The 16,472-nt window shown below is 69.3% G+C and carries 13 protein-coding genes; 5 read left to right on the top strand and 8 right to left on the bottom strand.

The window, feature by feature from the left end; translation table 11 throughout:
- Window positions 1-75 precede the first annotated feature (75 nt).
- A complete protein-coding gene (locus ACX9GQ_RS12150; RefSeq protein ID WP_459629806.1) occupies window positions 76-798 on the bottom strand; it encodes a class I SAM-dependent methyltransferase in 723 nt (240 codons plus the stop codon).
- A gap of 104 nt (window positions 799-902) precedes the next feature.
- Here ACX9GQ_RS12150 and ACX9GQ_RS12155 point away from each other — a divergent pair, with 104 nt between their 5' ends.
- The 3 genes from ACX9GQ_RS12155 to ACX9GQ_RS12165 are packed head-to-tail and all read left to right on the top strand — an operon-like array spanning window position 903 to window position 3,844.
- A complete protein-coding gene (locus ACX9GQ_RS12155) occupies window positions 903-1,910 on the top strand; it encodes a mitochondrial fission ELM1 family protein (protein ID WP_459629807.1) in 1,008 nt (335 codons plus the stop codon).
- 54 nt (window positions 1,911-1,964) lie between these two features.
- Window positions 1,965-2,927, top strand: a complete 963-nt coding sequence (gene trxB, locus ACX9GQ_RS12160) for a thioredoxin-disulfide reductase (protein ID WP_459629808.1) — start codon at window positions 1,965-1,967, stop codon at window positions 2,925-2,927.
- On the top strand, window positions 2,927-3,844 hold the full coding sequence (locus ACX9GQ_RS12165) for a LysR family transcriptional regulator (protein ID WP_459629809.1): 918 nt from the start codon (window positions 2,927-2,929) through the stop codon (window positions 3,842-3,844). The genes trxB and ACX9GQ_RS12165 overlap by 1 nt, the downstream gene beginning before the upstream one ends.
- Window positions 3,845-4,443: 599 nt before the next feature.
- On the opposite strand, the gene ACX9GQ_RS12170 is transcribed toward ACX9GQ_RS12165, so the two are convergent.
- Together ACX9GQ_RS12170 and ACX9GQ_RS12175 are read right to left on the bottom strand one after the other, a co-directional pair.
- The gene (locus tag ACX9GQ_RS12170) at window positions 4,444-6,513 is read right to left on the bottom strand and encodes an elongation factor G (protein ID WP_459629880.1); all 2,070 of its coding nucleotides are present in this window, start codon (window positions 6,511-6,513) and stop codon (window positions 4,444-4,446) included.
- A 434-nt stretch (window positions 6,514-6,947) separates the two neighbouring features.
- Window positions 6,948-8,150, bottom strand: coding sequence for a pyridoxal phosphate-dependent aminotransferase (locus ACX9GQ_RS12175; protein WP_459629810.1), 1,203 nt, complete (start codon window positions 8,148-8,150; stop codon window positions 6,948-6,950).
- 233 nt (window positions 8,151-8,383) lie between these two features.
- Between ACX9GQ_RS12175 and ACX9GQ_RS12180 the strand changes: the two genes are divergently transcribed.
- Window positions 8,384-8,587, top strand: a complete 204-nt coding sequence (locus ACX9GQ_RS12180) for a hypothetical protein (protein ID WP_459629811.1) — start codon at window positions 8,384-8,386, stop codon at window positions 8,585-8,587.
- Between the two features lie 51 nt (window positions 8,588-8,638).
- On the top strand, window positions 8,639-9,757 hold the full coding sequence (locus ACX9GQ_RS12185; RefSeq protein WP_459629812.1) for a PQQ-dependent sugar dehydrogenase: 1,119 nt from the start codon (window positions 8,639-8,641) through the stop codon (window positions 9,755-9,757).
- 229 nt (window positions 9,758-9,986) lie between these two features.
- Here the strand turns inward: ACX9GQ_RS12185 and ACX9GQ_RS12190 are convergent, their stop codons facing one another.
- From ACX9GQ_RS12190 to uvrB, 5 genes are all read right to left on the bottom strand, one after another.
- Window positions 9,987-10,511: a DUF427 domain-containing protein gene (locus ACX9GQ_RS12190; protein WP_459629813.1), complete on the bottom strand. Its 525-nt coding sequence runs from the start codon at window positions 10,509-10,511 to the stop codon at window positions 9,987-9,989.
- A 79-nt stretch (window positions 10,512-10,590) separates the two neighbouring features.
- Window positions 10,591-11,439: a polyphosphate kinase 2 gene (gene ppk2, locus ACX9GQ_RS12195; protein ID WP_459629814.1), complete on the bottom strand. Its 849-nt coding sequence runs from the start codon at window positions 11,437-11,439 to the stop codon at window positions 10,591-10,593.
- Window positions 11,440-11,560: 121 nt separating this feature from the next.
- Entirely contained in the window at window positions 11,561-12,358 is a 798-nt protein-coding gene (locus ACX9GQ_RS12200) for a hypothetical protein (protein ID WP_459629815.1), read from the bottom strand.
- Between the two features lie 214 nt (window positions 12,359-12,572).
- On the bottom strand, window positions 12,573-13,373 hold the full coding sequence (locus tag ACX9GQ_RS12205; RefSeq protein ID WP_459629816.1) for a hypothetical protein: 801 nt from the start codon (window positions 13,371-13,373) through the stop codon (window positions 12,573-12,575).
- Between the two features lie 119 nt (window positions 13,374-13,492).
- Window positions 13,493-16,237: an excinuclease ABC subunit UvrB gene (gene uvrB, locus ACX9GQ_RS12210; protein WP_459629817.1), complete on the bottom strand. Its 2,745-nt coding sequence runs from the start codon at window positions 16,235-16,237 to the stop codon at window positions 13,493-13,495.
- Window positions 16,238-16,472 lie beyond the last annotated feature (235 nt).

Below are 16,472 nucleotides of genomic sequence, written 5' to 3' on the forward strand. Positions count from 1 at the left end.
CACCCGCTGCGCAGCCGGATGAGGGGCGGTGGGCGTGTGGCGGCGCCCCGAAGGCGAGTGACGTTGATCGCCCCCTCAGCCGCCCTCCTCCGCCCGCTTCTCCCCCACGATCGTCATGCGCGCCTGGTTGTGGCCGATGTTGGGGTGGCGGCGCGACGCGGTGAAGCCGGCGGTCTCGACGAGGGCGAGGATGTCGCCCTCCTCGTAGGTCGTGAGCCCGAGGCGGGCCCGCAGCGTGCGGTAGTCGGAGAGCGCGGTGCGCACGAGCCCGGCGACGGCCGCGGTGAGGAAACCGCCCTCGAGGCCGAAGCGCAGCAGGGCGGCGGCGTCGGTAAGGGGGCTCACGTCGGGCGGGATGACGTCGCCCAGCACGAGCCGCCCGCCGGGGCGCAGCCTGTCGTGCCAGATCGACAGCCAGCGCACGAGGTCGGCGCGCGGCAGGTACTGCAGCAGCGAATTGACGACGACGAGGTCGAGGCTTCCGGCCGGCAGCGCCTCCACCTCGGCGGGTGTGACGGCCCGGATGACGGGGTGCCCGGCGAAGCGCTGCTCCACGCGCCCCAGCACGGCCGGAGCCGCGTCCGACAGGTACAGCCGGCTGCAGCGGGCAGCGACGACGGCGGCTTCGGTCGCTTCGCCGCAGCCGAAGTCGAGCACCACGGCTCCCGGCGCCTCGACGAGGGCCGCCACGTCCTGCGCCACGCGGCGGTCGTGCAGCATCTTGTGCCGCGCGTTGACGTAGATGGAGTGCTCGCCGTTGAAAAAATCCAGCCAGTTCGACGCCATGTCCTCGCCCATGCGCTGCGCGGGCCGGGAGAATGGGCCCGCCCGCGCCCCTCTGCAACCGGTTGCACACCGGGAATGGGACGCGACTCCGGCCAATTTCTGCTAAAGCCGGCGCCATGACGGCCGCGCTCGTGCCCCCGACCACCACCTGCTGGGTCCTGACCGACGGCAAGGCCGGCGACGAGGTGCAGTGCATCGGCGTCGCCGAGGCGCTGGGCCTGACACCGGAGGTGCGCCGCGTCGCGCCCCGCCCGCCGTGGTCGTGGCTGATGCCGTGGGGTCCCGTCGATCCTCGGGAGGCGCCCGGCCGGCCGGGCAGCCCGATCCGCCCGCCCTACCCCGACCTCGTGATCGCGTCGGGGCGGCGTGCCGTCGCCTCGCTGCGCCGCATCCGCCGGGAGACACGGGGGCGCACCTTCACCGTCTTCCTCAAGGATCCGCGCACCGGAACGGGCACGGCCGACCTGATCTGGGTGCCGCAGCACGACGCGCTGCGCGGGGACAACGTCATCGTCACGCTCACCTCGCCCCACCGCATCCACGCGGAGCGGCTCGCCACGGCGCGGGCGGCCCCCCCTCCCGCGCTGGCCGCACTGCCCTCCCCACGGGTCGCCCTGCTCGTCGGCGGCGACAGCCGGCATCACCGGTTCACGGACGAAGACATCGGGAGGCTCGCCCGTCAGGTGGAGGACCTCGCCGCGCAAGGGGTCTCGCTGATGGCGACGACGAGCCGCCGCACCCCGCCCGCACTGGCCGAAAAGGTGGCTGCGACCGTCCGCCGCGCCGGCGGCTTCGTGTGGGACGGGACGGGGGACAACCCGTACGTGCCGATGCTGGCGCTGGCAGACGCCGTCCTCGTGACGGCCGATTCGGTGAACATGGTGGGCGAAGCCTGCGCAACGGGCAGGCCCGTCCTCGTTTTCGAGCCTTCCGAACGCCGTCCGGGCAGCGCGCGGAAGGCGAAGGCCTTCGTGCAGGGGTTGCGCGATCACGGAGCCGTGCAAATTTCACAGGGGCGTCTTGAAAGCCATGCATACGAACCCCTAAACTCAACTCCCGTCATCGCCGCGGTGCTCGCAGAGCGCCTGTCGCGCCATCGGATCCTGCACGGAACCCCTGACTGATCCGGCGTCCGCCGCGCCGTCGAGGGTTCTGTTTGCCCACCTTGAAGGGACGCCATGCCCAGCCTGCACGCCAAGCTCGTCATCCTCGGCTCCGGACCGGCCGGCTACACCGCAGCCATCTACGCAGCCCGCGCCATGCTGGAACCCGTCCTCATCTCCGGCTTCCAGCCGGGCGGCCAGCTGATGATCACGACCGACGTCGAGAACTATCCGGGCTTCGCCGACGTGATCCAGGGCCCCTGGCTCATGGAGCAGATGCAGAAGCAGGCCGAGCACGTCGGCACCCGGATGGTGTCCGACCACATCGTCAAGGTGGAACTGGGCAGCCGTCCCTTCCGCCTCACCGGCGACAGCGGCGACACCTACACCTGCGACGCGCTGATCATCGCCACCGGCGCGCAGGCGAAATGGCTCGGCATCCCGTCCGAGGAGGCCTTCAAGGGCTTCGGCGTCTCCGCCTGCGCCACCTGCGACGGCTTCTTCTTCCGCAACAAGGCGGTCGTGGTGGTCGGCGGCGGCAACACCGCGGTCGAGGAGGCGCTCTACCTCGCCAACCTCGCGGCCAAGGTCACGGTGGTGCACCGCCGTGACAGCTTCCGCGCCGAGCGGATCCTGCAGGACCGCCTCTTCGCCCACCCGAAGGTCGAGGTGATCTGGGACAGCGCGATCGACGAGATCTGCGGCAGCCAGACGCCGCCCGGCGTCACCCACGTGCGGCTGAAGAATGTCAGGACGGGCGCCACCCGCGAGGTGAAGACGGACGGCGTCTTCATCGCCATCGGCCACAAGCCCGCGACCGAGCTCTTCGTCGGGCAGGTGACGATGCGCCCGTCCGGCTACATCGACACGGTGCCGGGCCGCACCGCCACCAACATCCCGGGCGTCTTTGCCGCCGGGGACGTCACCGATGAAACCTACCGTCAGGCCGTCACGGCCGCGGGCCTCGGCTGCATGGCAGCCCTCGAGGCCGAGCGGTGGCTGGCCGGCCACGCCCTCGAACGTCAGGCTGCCGAGTAATGCCGCTTTCCACGATCAACTCGTCCCTCGACTGGGACAAGGTCCGCATCTTCTACACGGCCGCCGAGGCCGGCAGCTTCACCCACGCCGGCGACGCGCTGGGGCTGAGCCAGTCGGCAGTGAGCCGGCAGGTCGGCGCGCTGGAGCGCGACCTGGGCGTGCCGCTGTTCCACCGCCACGCGCGCGGGCTCATCCTCACCGAGCAGGGCGAGGCGCTGTTCCGCACCGCCAAGGAGATGATGCTCAAGCTCGAGTCGACCCGCGCCCGGCTCACGGACAGTCGCGAGCGGCCGCACGGCGACCTGCGCGTGACGACGACGCTCGGCCTCGGCAGCAACTGGCTGACGCCGCGCCTCGGGGAGTTCCTCGAACTCTTCCCCGACGTGCGCCTGCAGGTGCTGCTCACCGACGACGAACTCGACCTGTCGATGCGCGAGGCCGACGTCGCCATCTGGCTGCGCCAGCCGCAGCAGGGCGACCTCATCCAGCGCAAGCTGTTCACGGTGCATTTCCACGCCTACGCCTCGACGGAGTACATCAAGGGCCACGGCGCGCCGAAGGAACTCTCCGAGCTGGAAGGCCACCGCATCCTCACCTACGGCGGCGTGACCCCCTCCTACCTCGTCGACGTCCACTGGCTGACGACCGTCGGCCGGGACCCGAAGAACCCGCGCCCGGCCGCGCTGACGGTGAACAACATCACCGCGCTGAAGCGCGCGGTGGAACGCGGCGTCGGCATCGCCGTGCTGCCCGACTACCTCGTCGAGCAGGAGTCGAACCTCGTCCAGGTGCTGAACTTCAACGACATGCCGTCGCTCGACAGCTACCTCGTCTATCCCGAGGAGATGAAGAGCGTCGCGCGCGTCCAGGTCTTCCGCGACTTCCTCGTCAGCAAGGCCCAGCGCTGGACCTACTGAGTCGCGGGCTCCCGACGTTCGACGGCCCTTCGCCATCATCCCCGGCGCGCCTCAGGCGCCGGAAAGGGATCCGCGCTTCGGATCGTCAGTCGTCGGCGGGGCGCGACGCATCGCCGCGCCCCGCACGCGAGGCTTCACCTGGGACGGTACGGGACGGCCGGAACCGGCAGGAGCGCGCGCCGGGTTGCAGGAGCGGCAGGCCTCGAAAAGTCTTCGAAAGCCTGCTTCATTCTTGACCGATGCCAAGACAAACCGGAGGCAGCCGCCCCGCACCAGCACAGGCTCGGCGCGTAAAATCGTCGTAATTTCACGTACTTCTGACGTGCCTTCCCGCTGCGTGCATGGCAGGCATGTTGGCTTATGCATTGTAGGCAGGGGTCGGAGAAGGCATATCCAGACCCGGTTCCGGTCGCTCTCTCCACCTTCCCCTCCCGGTGTCGAGATGGCGTTGGACCGTTCCCCTCTGGACGGTTTTCGGGTTTCTGATCCGGACCAGATCCAACGGCCGGGCGCCCAGGCGTCCGGCCTTTTTTTTTGCGCAGCGACGAGCGGCGGCGGACGCCGGAGGCCGCAGCGGCCCCGGCATCCTTCGCACAGCGTCAGTGGCGCGCCGCCTCGTTGCGGACCACGGCCTCGGCCGGCTTCCCGGCGAGCTCGGCCAGATGGTCGAAGCTCGCGTGGAACGTGCCGACGCCGGCGGTGGCCGACCTGAGCTCGATGATCAGGTCCCCGATCTCGGCCTCCGGCACCAGCGCCTTCAGGATGTCCCAGCCGTCCCAGCCCGGCCGGCTGTCATAGCCGAGAATCTGGCCCCGGCGGGACGACACGATCCCGCTGGCCTTGCTCATCGCATCGGTCGGGATGGCGATCTCCACCGCCTGCACCGGCTCCAGCAGCATCGGCCCGGCCTTCGGCAGCGCCTCGGCCATGGCAAGGCGCGCGGCGGCCCGGAACGCCATGTCGGACGAATCGACCGAGTGGTACGAGCCGTCGGTGAGCGTCACCTGCACGTCGACGACCGGGAACCCGAGCGGTCCCTCCGCCAGCGCCTCGCGCACGCCGTGCTCGACGGAGCTGATGTACTGCCGCGGCACCACGCCGCCGGTGATGCGGTCGACGAACTGGAAGCCCGTGCCGCGCGGCAGGGGCTCCACCTCGATGACGACGTCGCCGAACTGCCCGTGGCCCCCGGTCTGCTTCTTGTGGCGGCCGCGCACGCTGACCTTGTGGCGGATGCTCTCGCGATAGCCGACGCGCGTGCCGTGCCGGTCCACCTGCACGCCGTAGCGCCCGGCCAGGCGCTCGATCGCCACCTTCAGGTGCACCTCGCCCTGCCCCGCGAGTCGCAGTTCGCCCGCCTCGCCGTTGTGGTCGACCAGCAGGGCCGGATCCTCCTCGGCGAGCTTGCCGAGGGCCGCGTTGAGCCGGACGTCGTCCTTGCGGTCGCGCGTGGCGATGGCGACCGTGAACACCGGGTCCGGCGGCGCCGTCGAGGCCATGGCGCGCGGCTGGGACTTGCCGACCGCGAAGGTGTCGCCGGTGTGGATGCCTTCCAGCCGGTTGAAGGCGAGGACGTCGCCCTCGCGGGCCTCGGCCTCGCGCACGCCCGCGCCGCCCGTCAGCCGCTGCAGGCCGCCGACGCGCACCTCCGCGCCGCGCGATCCGAGCACCACGTCGCCTTCCTTGAAGGAGCCGCGCAGCACCCGGGCGAGCGACAGCTTGCCGCCATGGGCCGTGTGGATGGTCTTCATCACGTGGGCGATGGCCCCGCCGTCCGGCGTCACGCCCAGCCGGGCGCGGGTCTCGGCCACGGCCGGGGCCTCGTGGCGCAGCGCCTTGAGCAGCCGCGTGATGCCGTTGCCGCGCTCGGCCGAGCCGAGCAGCACGGGCACGACCAGCCCCTCGCGCAGTTCGCGGGTGAGATCGTCGAAGATCTGGTCGCGCGGCGGCTCGATCTCCTCGATCAGCTCCTCCATGAGGCTGTCGTCATAGTCTGCGAGACGCTCCAGCATCGAGAAGCGCGCCTGCTTCTCCTGCCCGATCTCGTCGGCGGGGATGTCGACGACCTGGCTGGCGGCGTGCTCGCGGTAGATGAAGGCCCGCTCCAGCGCCAGGTCGATGAAGCCGACGGCGATGCCGTTCTTCCAGATCGGAATCTGGCGCAGGAGCAGCGGCGTGCGCGACGCCGTCTGCAGCATCTGCAGCGTCTCCTGCACGCGCCCGGCATGGGTGTCGATCTTGTTGAGGAAGAGGAAGCGCGGCACCCCGGCCTCCTCGAGCTCCCGCAGGATCACCTGCAGGGCCGGCAGCTTCCGCTCGTCCGCCTCGCACACCACGATCGCGGCGTCGCAGGCCGGCGTCACCGGCCGTGCCTCGGCGGAGAACTCCACCGAACCGGGACAATCGAGGAAGGTGATGCGGTCGTCGATGAAGCTGACCGTGGCGGCGTTCAGCTCGACGCCGTGCCCGTGGGCCCGCGCCTCGGCGCTGCCGTCACCGACGCTGGTGCCATCAGGCACCCGGCCGGCGCGCTGCACCGCGCCCGTTCGCTCGAGGATCGCCTCGAGCAGCGTGGTCTTGCCGCTCTGGAAGGGCCCGACGATGGCGATGCACCGCGGACCCCTCGATCCTCTTGCCGATTGAGCACGCTCCGAGCCTGTAGAACCCATCATCTCCTCCCATGGAGCTAGGGCGCTGGCCGGACGTGACGGCCAACGTCTCCCGACGGTCTGGCCACTGTGGCAGGACCGATGCTCTGCCCCTCCCGGAGCGATGGCAAGGAGAATCGGATGAGGGCTCTTCCGGATGCGGGAGCGGCGCCGCAGGAGCTCGTGGGCCCTCCGCAGTCGGCCACTCGGATGGCTCGCAACGAGGCGGGGCGGCCCCCTCTCATCCGGCCCTTCGGGCCACCTTCCCCGCGGGCGGGGAGAAGGAAGTGCCCGGACGGTCCGACCGCGTCACCCTCCATGCCCGCAGGGAGACGCAGGCCGTAAGCGTCCCCGGAACGTGCGGAGCCGTCTCTTCTCCTCGTCGCACGGGGAGAAGGCGCCTCCGCGTCAGCGGAGGCGGATGAGGAGCGACGCCGCGGTCGGCCTGGGGCGGTTCAGCGCAGGCTGGCGCAGAAGCGCTGGATCTTGGCGCAGGCCTGCTCGAGCAGGGCGTTGGACGTGGCGTAGGAGATGCGGAAGTTCGGGCCGAGGCCGAAGGCCGAGCCGTGCACCGCCGCGACGCCCTCGGCCTCCAGGAGCTCGGACACGAAGTCCTCGTCCGTCTGGATCACCTTGCCCGACGGCGCGGTCTTGCCGATCAGCTCGGCGCAGGACGGGTACACGTAGAACGCGCCCTCCGGCACCGGCGTTTTCAGGCCCTTCGCCTGGTTCAGCATGGACACGACGAGGTCGCGGCGCTCCTCGAACACCTTGCGGCTCATCGGGATGAAGTCCTGCGGGCCGTTGAGCGCCTCGACGGCGGCCCACTGGGCGATGGAGCAGGCGCCCGACGTCTGCTGGCCCTGCACCATGTCCATGGCCTTCATCAGCTTGTCCGGCCCGGCGGCGTAGCCGATGCGCCAGCCGGTCATGGCGTAGGCCTTGCTGACCCCGTTCATGGTCAGCGTGCGGTCCATGAGGTTCGGCTCGATCTGCGCCGGCGTCGTGAAGACGAAGTCGCCGAACACGAGGTGCTCGTACATGTCGTCCGTCAGCACCCACACGTGGGGGTGCTTCAGCAGAACCTCGGTGATGGCCTTGAGCTCGTCGCGCGTGTAGGCGGCGCCCGACGGGTTCGACGGCGAGTTCAGCACAAGCCACTTCGTCTTCGGCGTGATGGCCCGGTCGAGGTCCTCGGCCTTCAGCTTGAAGTTGTTCTCGAGGGGGCAGTCGACGAACACGGGCGTGCCGCCGCACAGCAGCACCATGTCGGGGTAGCTCACCCAGTAAGGCGCCGGGATGATGACCTCGTCGCCGGGGTTCAGCGTCACCAGGAAGGCGTTGTAGAGCACCTGCTTGCCGCCGGTGCAAACGATGGTCTGGCTCGCCTTGTAGTCGAGGCCGTTCTCGCGCTTGAACTTCTTCGCGATCGCCTCGCGCAGCGGCTGGATGCCGGAGACGGGCGTGTACTTCGTCTCGCCGCGGCGGATCGCGTCGATGGCGGCCTGCTTGATGTTCTCGGGCGTGTCGAAGTCCGGCTCGCCGACCGACAGGCTGATGATCTCGCGCCCCTGGTTCTTCAGGTCGCGCGCCTTCTGCGTGACCGCGATGGTGGCGGAGGGCTTCACGCGGTTGAGGGCGTCGGCGAGGAAGGCCATGGCAGGGCTCCGGAGAGTTCGGCGGATACGAAGGTCGATGCAGCCGCGGCTCGGCTCGCGGGCGGCGGGACCGTAGTCTCCGCTCCCCGGGGAGGCAAGAGAAAGTCGATGCTTTCGCCGCCTCCCCGGCACCCGCCGACCGCCGCGCGCCGTGTGCGTTTTCGCACATCCGCGGGACGCGACCTCGGGCATGGTCCTCTCACGACAGGCGATGACGCCCCCGGAGAAGACCGATGACCGACTGCTACGCCCCCCTGACGATGCCCCGCACCGCCACCCGCCGCCCCACCGAGGTGCGCGTCGAGGCCCGCCGGCACCTCGTCCTGTCGCTCTGGCTGGCGGCCATGATGGCGGTCGCCACGGTCACCGTGCTGATGGCCCGCCCGGCCGAGGCGCTGACGCTCGATCCGGCCGCGCCGATCGTCGCGCCCCGTTGAACCTTCCCCTCCCCGACCCTACGTGCCGCGAGGCCGGGGCCGGAGAGGACCATGACGGAACGCATCGGACACGTTTTCGCCGCCGCCGCCTTCGCGGCGGCGTTCGCTTTTCCTGCCGGCAACGCGGTCGCCCAGCCGGCCCAGCCCAAGGTGGAAACCGTCGCGGGCGGCCTTTCCAACCCCTGGGGCCTCGCCTTCCTCCCCGACGGCACCATGCTCGTCACCGAGCGGCCCGGCCGCATTCGCCTCGTGAAAGACGGCGTCGTCTCCGCTCCGCTCGCCGGCGTGCCGCCGGTTCAGGCCCAGGGCCAGGGCGGCCTCCTCGACATTGCCGTCGACCCCGGCTTCGCCTCCAACCGACTCGTCTACTGGAGCTATGCCGAGCCGCGCGAGGACGGCAGCGGGACGTCGGTCGCGCGCGGCCGGCTCTCGCCGGACAACCGGTCGCTGGAGGACGTGAGCGTCATCTTCCGGCAGATGCCGACGCTGCGCTCCTCCATGCACTTCGGCTCGCGCCTCGCCTTTGACCGGGACGGGATGCTCTACGTCACGCTCGGCGAGCGGTTCTCGGCCCGCGAGAAGGCACAGGACCTCGGCACGCATTTCGGCAAGGTGGTCCGCATCCGCCCCACGGGCGGCGCGGCCCCCGGCAACCCGTTCCTCGACAAGGCCGGCGCGCTGCCGGAGATCTGGTCCTACGGGCACCGCAACCCTCAGTCGGCCGCCATCCACCCGCAGACGGGCCAGTTGTGGACGATCGAGCACGGCGCCCGCGGCGGCGACGAGATCAACATCCCGCAGCCCGGTCGCAACTACGGCTGGCCGGTCATTACCTACGGCGTCGACTATTCAGGCGCGAAGATCGGCGAGGGCACGGCCAAGCCGGGGATGGAGCAGCCCGTCTACGTGTGGGACCCGTCCATCGCGCCGTCCGGCATGGCCTTCGTCACGTCGGACGCCTATCCGGGCTGGAAGGGCAGCCTCCTCGTGGGCGCCCTGCGCGGGCAGATGCTCGTGAGGCTCGAACTCAAGGGCGACGGCATCGCCCGCGAGCACCGGCTCCTCACCGGCCTCAACGAACGCATCCGCGACGTCCGGCAGGGCCCGGACGGGTTCGTCTACCTGGTGACCGACAACCCCGACGGGCGCATCCTGCGGCTGAAGCCTTGAGGGGAACGGTGAAGGGGGCGCCGCGCCTCCCGGCGTCCCTTGCGCTGCCCCTTCCCGCCGTCATCCCCGGCGCGCCGCAGGCGCGGGAAGGGGATCCAGCCGAAGGATCGTCCGGGAGGTCTGGATCCCCTTCCCGACCGGCTGCGCCGGTCGCCGGGGATGACAGCCTGGACGGAGGCCGAGCATGCGCCGGAAGGGCCGGGACGCGAGCGGCAGGCCGCCCCGCTCCCTACCAGCCCTCGGTCCCCGGCGGTCCCTTGAACGGGCCGGCGAGGTCGCTGGTGATCCAGCCGCCATAGAAGCCGCCTTCCTGGGGACGCGCGGTCTCGCCGTCCACGGTGCAGGCGTCCATCAGCGCGGGGTACACGGCGATGTAGTCGGTGATCTCGGCAAAGCCGGGCGTCGGCCGCGGGTAGGACCATGCCGCCCGCTTCGCCGAGCCGCCCGAATGGCCGCCGCCGGGCGGGACGTCGATGTCGTAGTAGATCGCCGGGCCCTTCCACTCGCACACGCTGCCGGAGCCCGGCGAGCGGTGGAAGAACTCCATGCGCACGTCGTCGGGGCGGATGTACCAGGTCGGCGGATGGCTGGTCTCCAGCGCCCGCCACGCCCTCCGGCTGTCGGCGATCACGACCCCGCCGAACACGATCCGGACATGCCGGGTGGACCGCCGGATGATCGCCGGGCGCGGATAGGTCCAGACGCTCTCCTGGCCGGGGCCGACGGGATCGGGAACGGGGGGTGGCAGTCGCATGGCGGGCTCTCCTGAAAATCCCACAACGCGACCACGGCCGCTTCGGCTCCCGCCGTCAACGTGAAGCCGACGGCAGGCTTCAGTATGCCGCAGGCACGAGCCGGTACGGATAATCCGGTTCGACGTAGCCTTTCGCCTTCTGCCGGTCAGGCAGGACCACCTTCTCGCGCTTCACGCGCTCGTACGGGATCTGCTTGAGCAGGTGCGCGATGATGTTGAGGCGCGTGCGCTTCTTGTCGTCCGACTGGACGAAGAACCACGGCGCCCATGCCGTGTCCGTGCGCGCGAACATCTCATCGCGGGCCCGGGAGTAGTCGTACCAGCGGCTGTACGACTTGAGGTCCATGGGCGACAGCTTCCACACCTTGCGCGGGTCGTCGATGCGCTGGCGGATGCGCCGCGTCTGCTCCTCCGGCGAGACGTCGAGCCAGTACTTCAGCAGGATGACGCCGCTCTCGACGATCGCGCGTTCGACGGCCGGCACCACGGCGAGGAACTTCCTGGCCTGCTCCTCCGTGCAGAACTCCATCACCCGCTCGACGCCGGCGCGGTTGTACCAACTGCGGTCGAAGATCACGATCTCGCCGCCCGCCGGCAGGTGCGGCAGGTACCGCTGCACGTACATCTGCGTCTTCTCGCGTTCGGTCGGCGCCGGCAGAGCGACGACGCGGAACACGCGCGGGCTCACCCGCTCGGTGATGGCCTTGATCGTGCCGCCCTTGCCGGCCCCGTCGCGCCCCTCGAAGACGATGCAGACCTTGGCCTTCGTCTCCTGCACCCAGAGCTGCAGCGCCACCAGTTCCGCATGCAGCTTGGCGAGATGCTTCTCGTAGTCCTTGCGCGAGAGCTTGCCGGCACCGGCGTCGGCGACCTCCGGACCCTTGCCCTGCTTTTTCGCGGCCTCGCGGGCCTTGCCATGACGTTTCATCGTCTCCCCCCGGTCGGATGCGACGACGATAGCAGGAGCCGGAACGGCCCGGCGTCGGGCAGAACACGGATGCCTGCCCGGAGCCAAGGCGCGGCGCTCGTCTGGGCGGGGGGCGCCTCCGTCAGCAGCCCTTGGGGTAAAATTGTCCAACATGGGTGCCGTCGGGACGGAAAGCCGGGAAGAAGCCCTCGACGAAGGTTTGCATGTCCTTGGGGATGGTCGGCGCCGGGTTCTTCCGCACGTCCATTCGATAGTAGATGCCGCTGGACGTCCTGATCGCCTTGAGTGTGTAGGCTCCGAAGTCGTCGTTGAGTTTCGCGATCAGGTCCTTCAGTTTCTGCGGCGCTGTCCGGCAGACCCCCGGGCGTTCGCACCAGACGTCGATACCCTCCAGATAGGTGGCCCTGTCGAAGTACGAGTGGACGTCCTTCGTCGGCGTCTTGATCCAGACGGCGTCGGCGGGAACCCGCTTGCCCTCGTGCCACGGGACGATCCGGGACCAGGTGAACTCGCCCTCGACGAGCGGTTCGTCCTCGGTCGTCAGCCCGTAGACGTCATAGCTCCACATGTCGAGGTTGACGCCCAGCTCCCGCTTGACGCGGGGGAAGCCGATCTGGAGCCTGACGTCACCCATGCCACCACCGCCATTCTCGGTCGCAGGGGGGTCGCTGCCGATGAACGTTCCGATTCTCTTCCCGTTGGGCCGGTCGTAGGCGGGCATGGGCTTGAACGGCCACACATAGGTTTGCGGCTCGCCCTGGCTCCAGAGTTCGAGCCGGACCAGCTCGGGCGGGGCCACGTAGGCGATGACGGGCGCCGACCGGGCCTCGGGGGTCTGGGCTGAAGCGCCGGCGACGGAACCCGTGGCGGCGAGGCCGAAAAGGACTGGAAACACACGAAGGAAAAAGGCGCGAAACATGCGCTGGGCGTCCGGCAAGAAACAAATCAATGACCTTCGGTATAATTCGAACGACTGAAGCGCCGATGAAGGCCGTACGCAAATGTCCCTCAACGCCGGTTAAGCATCCCGCCCTTGCTCAACCACCCTTCTTCCCCCTGAACGCCCGCGTCCCCGGCCGGCCCGTCTTGCTGCGGACCGCGGCGATAACTCCAAAGGTTGAAACGCAATCCCGTCAGCAACCCTGGCCCTCCAACTGACCGACGTGGGTGCCGTCAGGGCGAAACGCTGGGAAGTAGCCGTCAAGGTACGGCAGGATGTCCTTGGGGATGATGAGCCCCGGTCGCTTCTGCACCACCAACCGATAATAGACGCCGCTCGACGCCCTCACCGCCTTGAGCGAATAACTGAACGGCTCCTGCGAGTCGTTGATTTCCGCCAACAAGTCCTTCAGCTTCTGAGGCGCCTTCCGGCAGGCACCCGGGCGTTCGCACCAGACTTCGACCCCCTGCAGGGTCGTGGCTTTGTCGAAATAGGAGAGGACGTCCTTCGACGCCGTCCTGATCCAGACCGCGTCGGCAGGAACGCGCTTGCCGTCCATCCAGGGAACGATCCGGGACCAGGTGACATCCCCCTCGACGACAGGCTCGTCTTCGGTGGTCAGCCCGAGGATCATGTAGCCCGACTCCCCGAGATTAAGGTGCAACTCGCGCTTGACCACAGGAAACCCGATCTGGAGCCGAATAGGGCCAGCGCCTCCTTCATCTCCGCCCGACGTTGTCAACCTGCCGGCGAACGTCCCGATCCTTTTCCCGTTAGGCCGATCATATGCCGGCATGGGACCGAACGGCGGGACAACGATCTTCGGATCAGCGGGCGCGGAGCCATCGAGCCGGAAGAGTTCCGGCGGCGCGACGTATGCGAGCACGGGCGCTGTCCGGGTTTCCTGGGCCTCAGCCGAAGCGCCCGCGACGCTGCCGATCACCCCCAGACCAAGAAAGGCGGCAACAACACGAACGAAAAAGGCGCGGACCATGCGCTGAGCCTCCGGAAAAAGAACAGATCAATGGAAGTCGATATAATTCGAACGATTGAAGCGGCAGTGAAACAGCTCTGACAAATGCCCTCAACCGGGATTAACTGTCCCGGCCTTGCTCAACCACCCTTCTTCCCCCTGAACGCCCGCGTGCCCGGCCGGCCCGCCTTGCTGCGGGCCGCGGCGTCGGCGCCCAGCGGGCGGCCGGTGCCGCCGCCGAGGTTGTGGGGGCCCATCTCGTCGAGGGTCGGCTTGCGGGCGCGCGTGTCCGGGACCTTGGCGGGAAGGTTCGCGGCCTCGCCGTACTTGCGCGGCCCGCGGTAGCCGCCGGTCTTCTCGTCCACGTCCGATTGAGTGGCGAGCGGGTCGTCGGCCAGCACGAGCTCGGTGGCCTGCAGGCGCTTGATCTCGTCGCGCAGCCGCGCGGCCGTCTCGAACTCCAGGTTGGCGGCGGCCTCGCGCATGCGCTTCTCGAGGTCGGCCAGCGTCGCCTTCATGTTGTGGCCAACGAGCTGCCCCTCCTTCGCCACGCCGGTGTCGACGCGGACGTGGTCGCGCTCGTAGACGCTCTCGAGGATGTCGCCGATGTTGCGCTTCACGCTTTCGGGCGTGATGCCGTTCGCCTCGTTCCACGCCTGCTGCTTCTCGCGGCGGCGGTTGGTCTCGGCGATGGCGCGCTCCATGGAGCCCGTCACCTGGTCGGCGTAGAGGATGACCCGGCCGTCGACGTTGCGGGCGGCGCGGCCGATGGTCTGGATCAGCGACGTCTCGGAGCGCAGGAAGCCCTCCTTGTCGGCGTCGAGAATGGCGACCAGCGCGCATTCGGGGATGTCGAGGCCCTCGCGCAGCAGGTTGATGCCGACGAGCACGTCGAAGGCGCCGAGCCGCAGGTCGCGCAGGATCTCGATGCGCTCGATCGTGTCGATGTCCGAGTGCATGTAGCGCACGCGCACGCCGTTCTCGTGCAGGTACTCGGTGAGATCCTCGGCCATGCGCTTCGTCAGCACCGTCACCAGCGTGCGGTAGCCGGCGGCCGAGACGGCGCGCACCTCGCCGAGCAGGTCGTCGACCTGCGCGCGCGCCGGACGCACGTCCACCACCGGGTCGATGAGGCCCGTAGGACGGATGACCTGCTCGACGAAGACGCCGCCGGTGCGCTCCATTTCCCAGTTGCCCGGCGTCGCCGAGACGTGGACGGTCTGCGGCCGCATCGCGTCCCACTCCTCGAAGCGCAATGGCCGGTTGTCCATGCAGGACGGCAGGCGGAACCCGTACTCGGCCAGCGTCGCCTTTCGGCGGAAGTCGCCGCGGTACATGCCGCCGATCTGCGGCACGGTGACGTGGCTCTCGTCCGTGAAGACGAGCGCGTTGTCCGGCAGGTACTCGAAGAGCGTCGGCGGCGGCTCGCCCGGCTTGCGGCCGGTGAGGTAGCGCGAATAGTTCTCGATGCCGGCGCACGAGCCCGTGGCCTCCAGCATCTCGAGGTCGAAGAGCGTGCGCTGCTCCAGCCGCTGCGCCTCCAGCAGGCGGCCCATGCGGTAGAGCTCCTCGAGGCGCTGCTTCAGCTCCTCCTTGATGCTCTTCACCGCCTGCTGCAGCGTCGGCTTGGGCGTGACGTAGTGGGAGTTCGCGTAGATCTTCACGAACTCGAGGTCGGCCGTCTTGGTGCCGGTGAGCGGGTCGAACTCCTGGATCGACTCCACCTCGTCGCCGAACAGGCTGACGCGCCAGGCGCGGTCCTCGTAGTGGGCCGGGAAGATCTCGACGACGTCGCCGCGCACGCGGAACGTGCCGCGCTGGAAGTCGCCCATCGAGCGCTTGTACTGGAGCGCGGTGAGGTCGGCGAGGAGCTGGCGCTGGTCCAGCGTCTCGCCCGCCCGGATCGAGAACGTCATCGCCGTGTAGGTCTCGACCGAGCCGATGCCGTAGATGCACGACACGGATGCGACGATGATGACGTCGTCCCGCTCCAGCAGCGCGCGCGTCGCGGCGTGGCGCATGCGGTCGATCTGCTCGTTGATCGACGATTCCTTCTCGATGTAGGTGTCCGTGCGCGGGACGTAGGCCTCGGGCTGGTAGTAGTCGTAGTAGCTGACGAAGTACTCGACCGCGTTGTCCGGGAAGAAGCTCTTGAACTCCCCATAGAGCTGTGCCGCCAGCGTCTTGTTCGGCGCAAGGATCAGCGCGGGACGGTTCGTCCGGGCGATCACCTGCGCCATCGTGAAGGTCTTGCCCGAGCCGGTGACGCCGAGCAGCACCTGGTCGCGCTCGTGGCGGTCGACGCCGTCGACGAGCTCGGCGATGGCCTGCGGCTGGTCGCCGCGCGGCTCGAACTCCGAGACCAGCTTGAAGGCAATGCCGCCCTCGGACTTCTCCGGTCGCGGCGGCCGGTGCGGCGCCCACACGCTGCGCTCGCGCAGGTTGGGGTCGCCGAGCTCGAGCAGCGCCTTCAGCGAGTCGACCGTCGCAGTTGCGCCGGTCATCCCGTTGCGCACGAGCTGCGCGTCCTCGTCATCGTCGCGCAGCACGTTGCCCTGCCGCACGCGCTTGGGCGCGGCATTCAGGATGTCGTCGCGCGACAGGCCGACATCGCGCCGGCGCGAGCCCGGGCTCGGCGCCTCGTCCGTGCCCTTGCCGCGAACCGGCGCCCCCTTGCCGAGGCCGAGCTTTCGCGCCAGCGCCGGGTCTGCCGGCTGTGCCGACCCCGGATCGAACGGCGCCTGCGGCCCCTCGCCGAAGCCGCCGCGCTCGCGGTTGATCGCCGGGTTGAGGAGCGCCGCAAGGTGTTCGTCGAGGGGCTTCAGCTCGGGCTTCGACGCCTTGGCGCGCGTCGGCCGCGACGGGGACTTCGGGGATCTGGCCATGGCCGGAAGATGGGACGACTCGCCGGCTCCGGCAAGCGCTTCGTTCGACGTTCGTTCGCCTTCCGGTTGCTGGTTCACCACTTTGCAAGCGGATAAGAAAGGAACGCTTGTCTCTGCAGGGCGTGTTCGCGCTTAGCTTGTGATCAGCCCCCGAAACATCGGGTTTTATCAATCTTTGCCGCGGTGCAGTCATAGTCCCGGCAAATGATGCATATCAATCGAAGATTGCAGGAGG

This window comes from Alsobacter sp. R-9 (genome assembly GCF_054612375.1).

Coding starts and splice junctions, on each gene's coding strand:
- uvrB (WP_459629817.1), bottom strand. CDS start 16,237: ATGGCCAGATCCCCGAAGTCCCCGTCGCGGCCGACGCGCGCCAAGGCG.
- ACX9GQ_RS12180 (WP_459629811.1), top strand. CDS start 8,384: ATGACCGACTGCTACGCCCCCCTGACGATGCCCCGCACCGCCACCCGC.
- ACX9GQ_RS12165 (WP_459629809.1), top strand. CDS start 2,927: ATGCCGCTTTCCACGATCAACTCGTCCCTCGACTGGGACAAGGTCCGC.
- ppk2 (WP_459629814.1), bottom strand. CDS start 11,439: ATGAAACGTCATGGCAAGGCCCGCGAGGCCGCGAAAAAGCAGGGCAAG.
- ACX9GQ_RS12200 (WP_459629815.1), bottom strand. CDS start 12,358: ATGTTTCGCGCCTTTTTCCTTCGTGTGTTTCCAGTCCTTTTCGGCCTC.
- ACX9GQ_RS12190 (WP_459629813.1), bottom strand. CDS start 10,511: ATGCGACTGCCACCCCCCGTTCCCGATCCCGTCGGCCCCGGCCAGGAG.
- trxB (WP_459629808.1), top strand. CDS start 1,965: ATGCCCAGCCTGCACGCCAAGCTCGTCATCCTCGGCTCCGGACCGGCC.
- ACX9GQ_RS12175 (WP_459629810.1), bottom strand. CDS start 8,150: ATGGCCTTCCTCGCCGACGCCCTCAACCGCGTGAAGCCCTCCGCCACC.
- ACX9GQ_RS12170 (WP_459629880.1), bottom strand. CDS start 6,513: ATGGGTTCTACAGGCTCGGAGCGTGCTCAATCGGCAAGAGGATCGAGG.
- ACX9GQ_RS12185 (WP_459629812.1), top strand. CDS start 8,639: ATGACGGAACGCATCGGACACGTTTTCGCCGCCGCCGCCTTCGCGGCG.
- ACX9GQ_RS12150 (WP_459629806.1), bottom strand. CDS start 798: ATGGGCGAGGACATGGCGTCGAACTGGCTGGATTTTTTCAACGGCGAG.
- ACX9GQ_RS12205 (WP_459629816.1), bottom strand. CDS start 13,373: ATGGTCCGCGCCTTTTTCGTTCGTGTTGTTGCCGCCTTTCTTGGTCTG.
- ACX9GQ_RS12155 (WP_459629807.1), top strand. CDS start 903: ATGACGGCCGCGCTCGTGCCCCCGACCACCACCTGCTGGGTCCTGACC.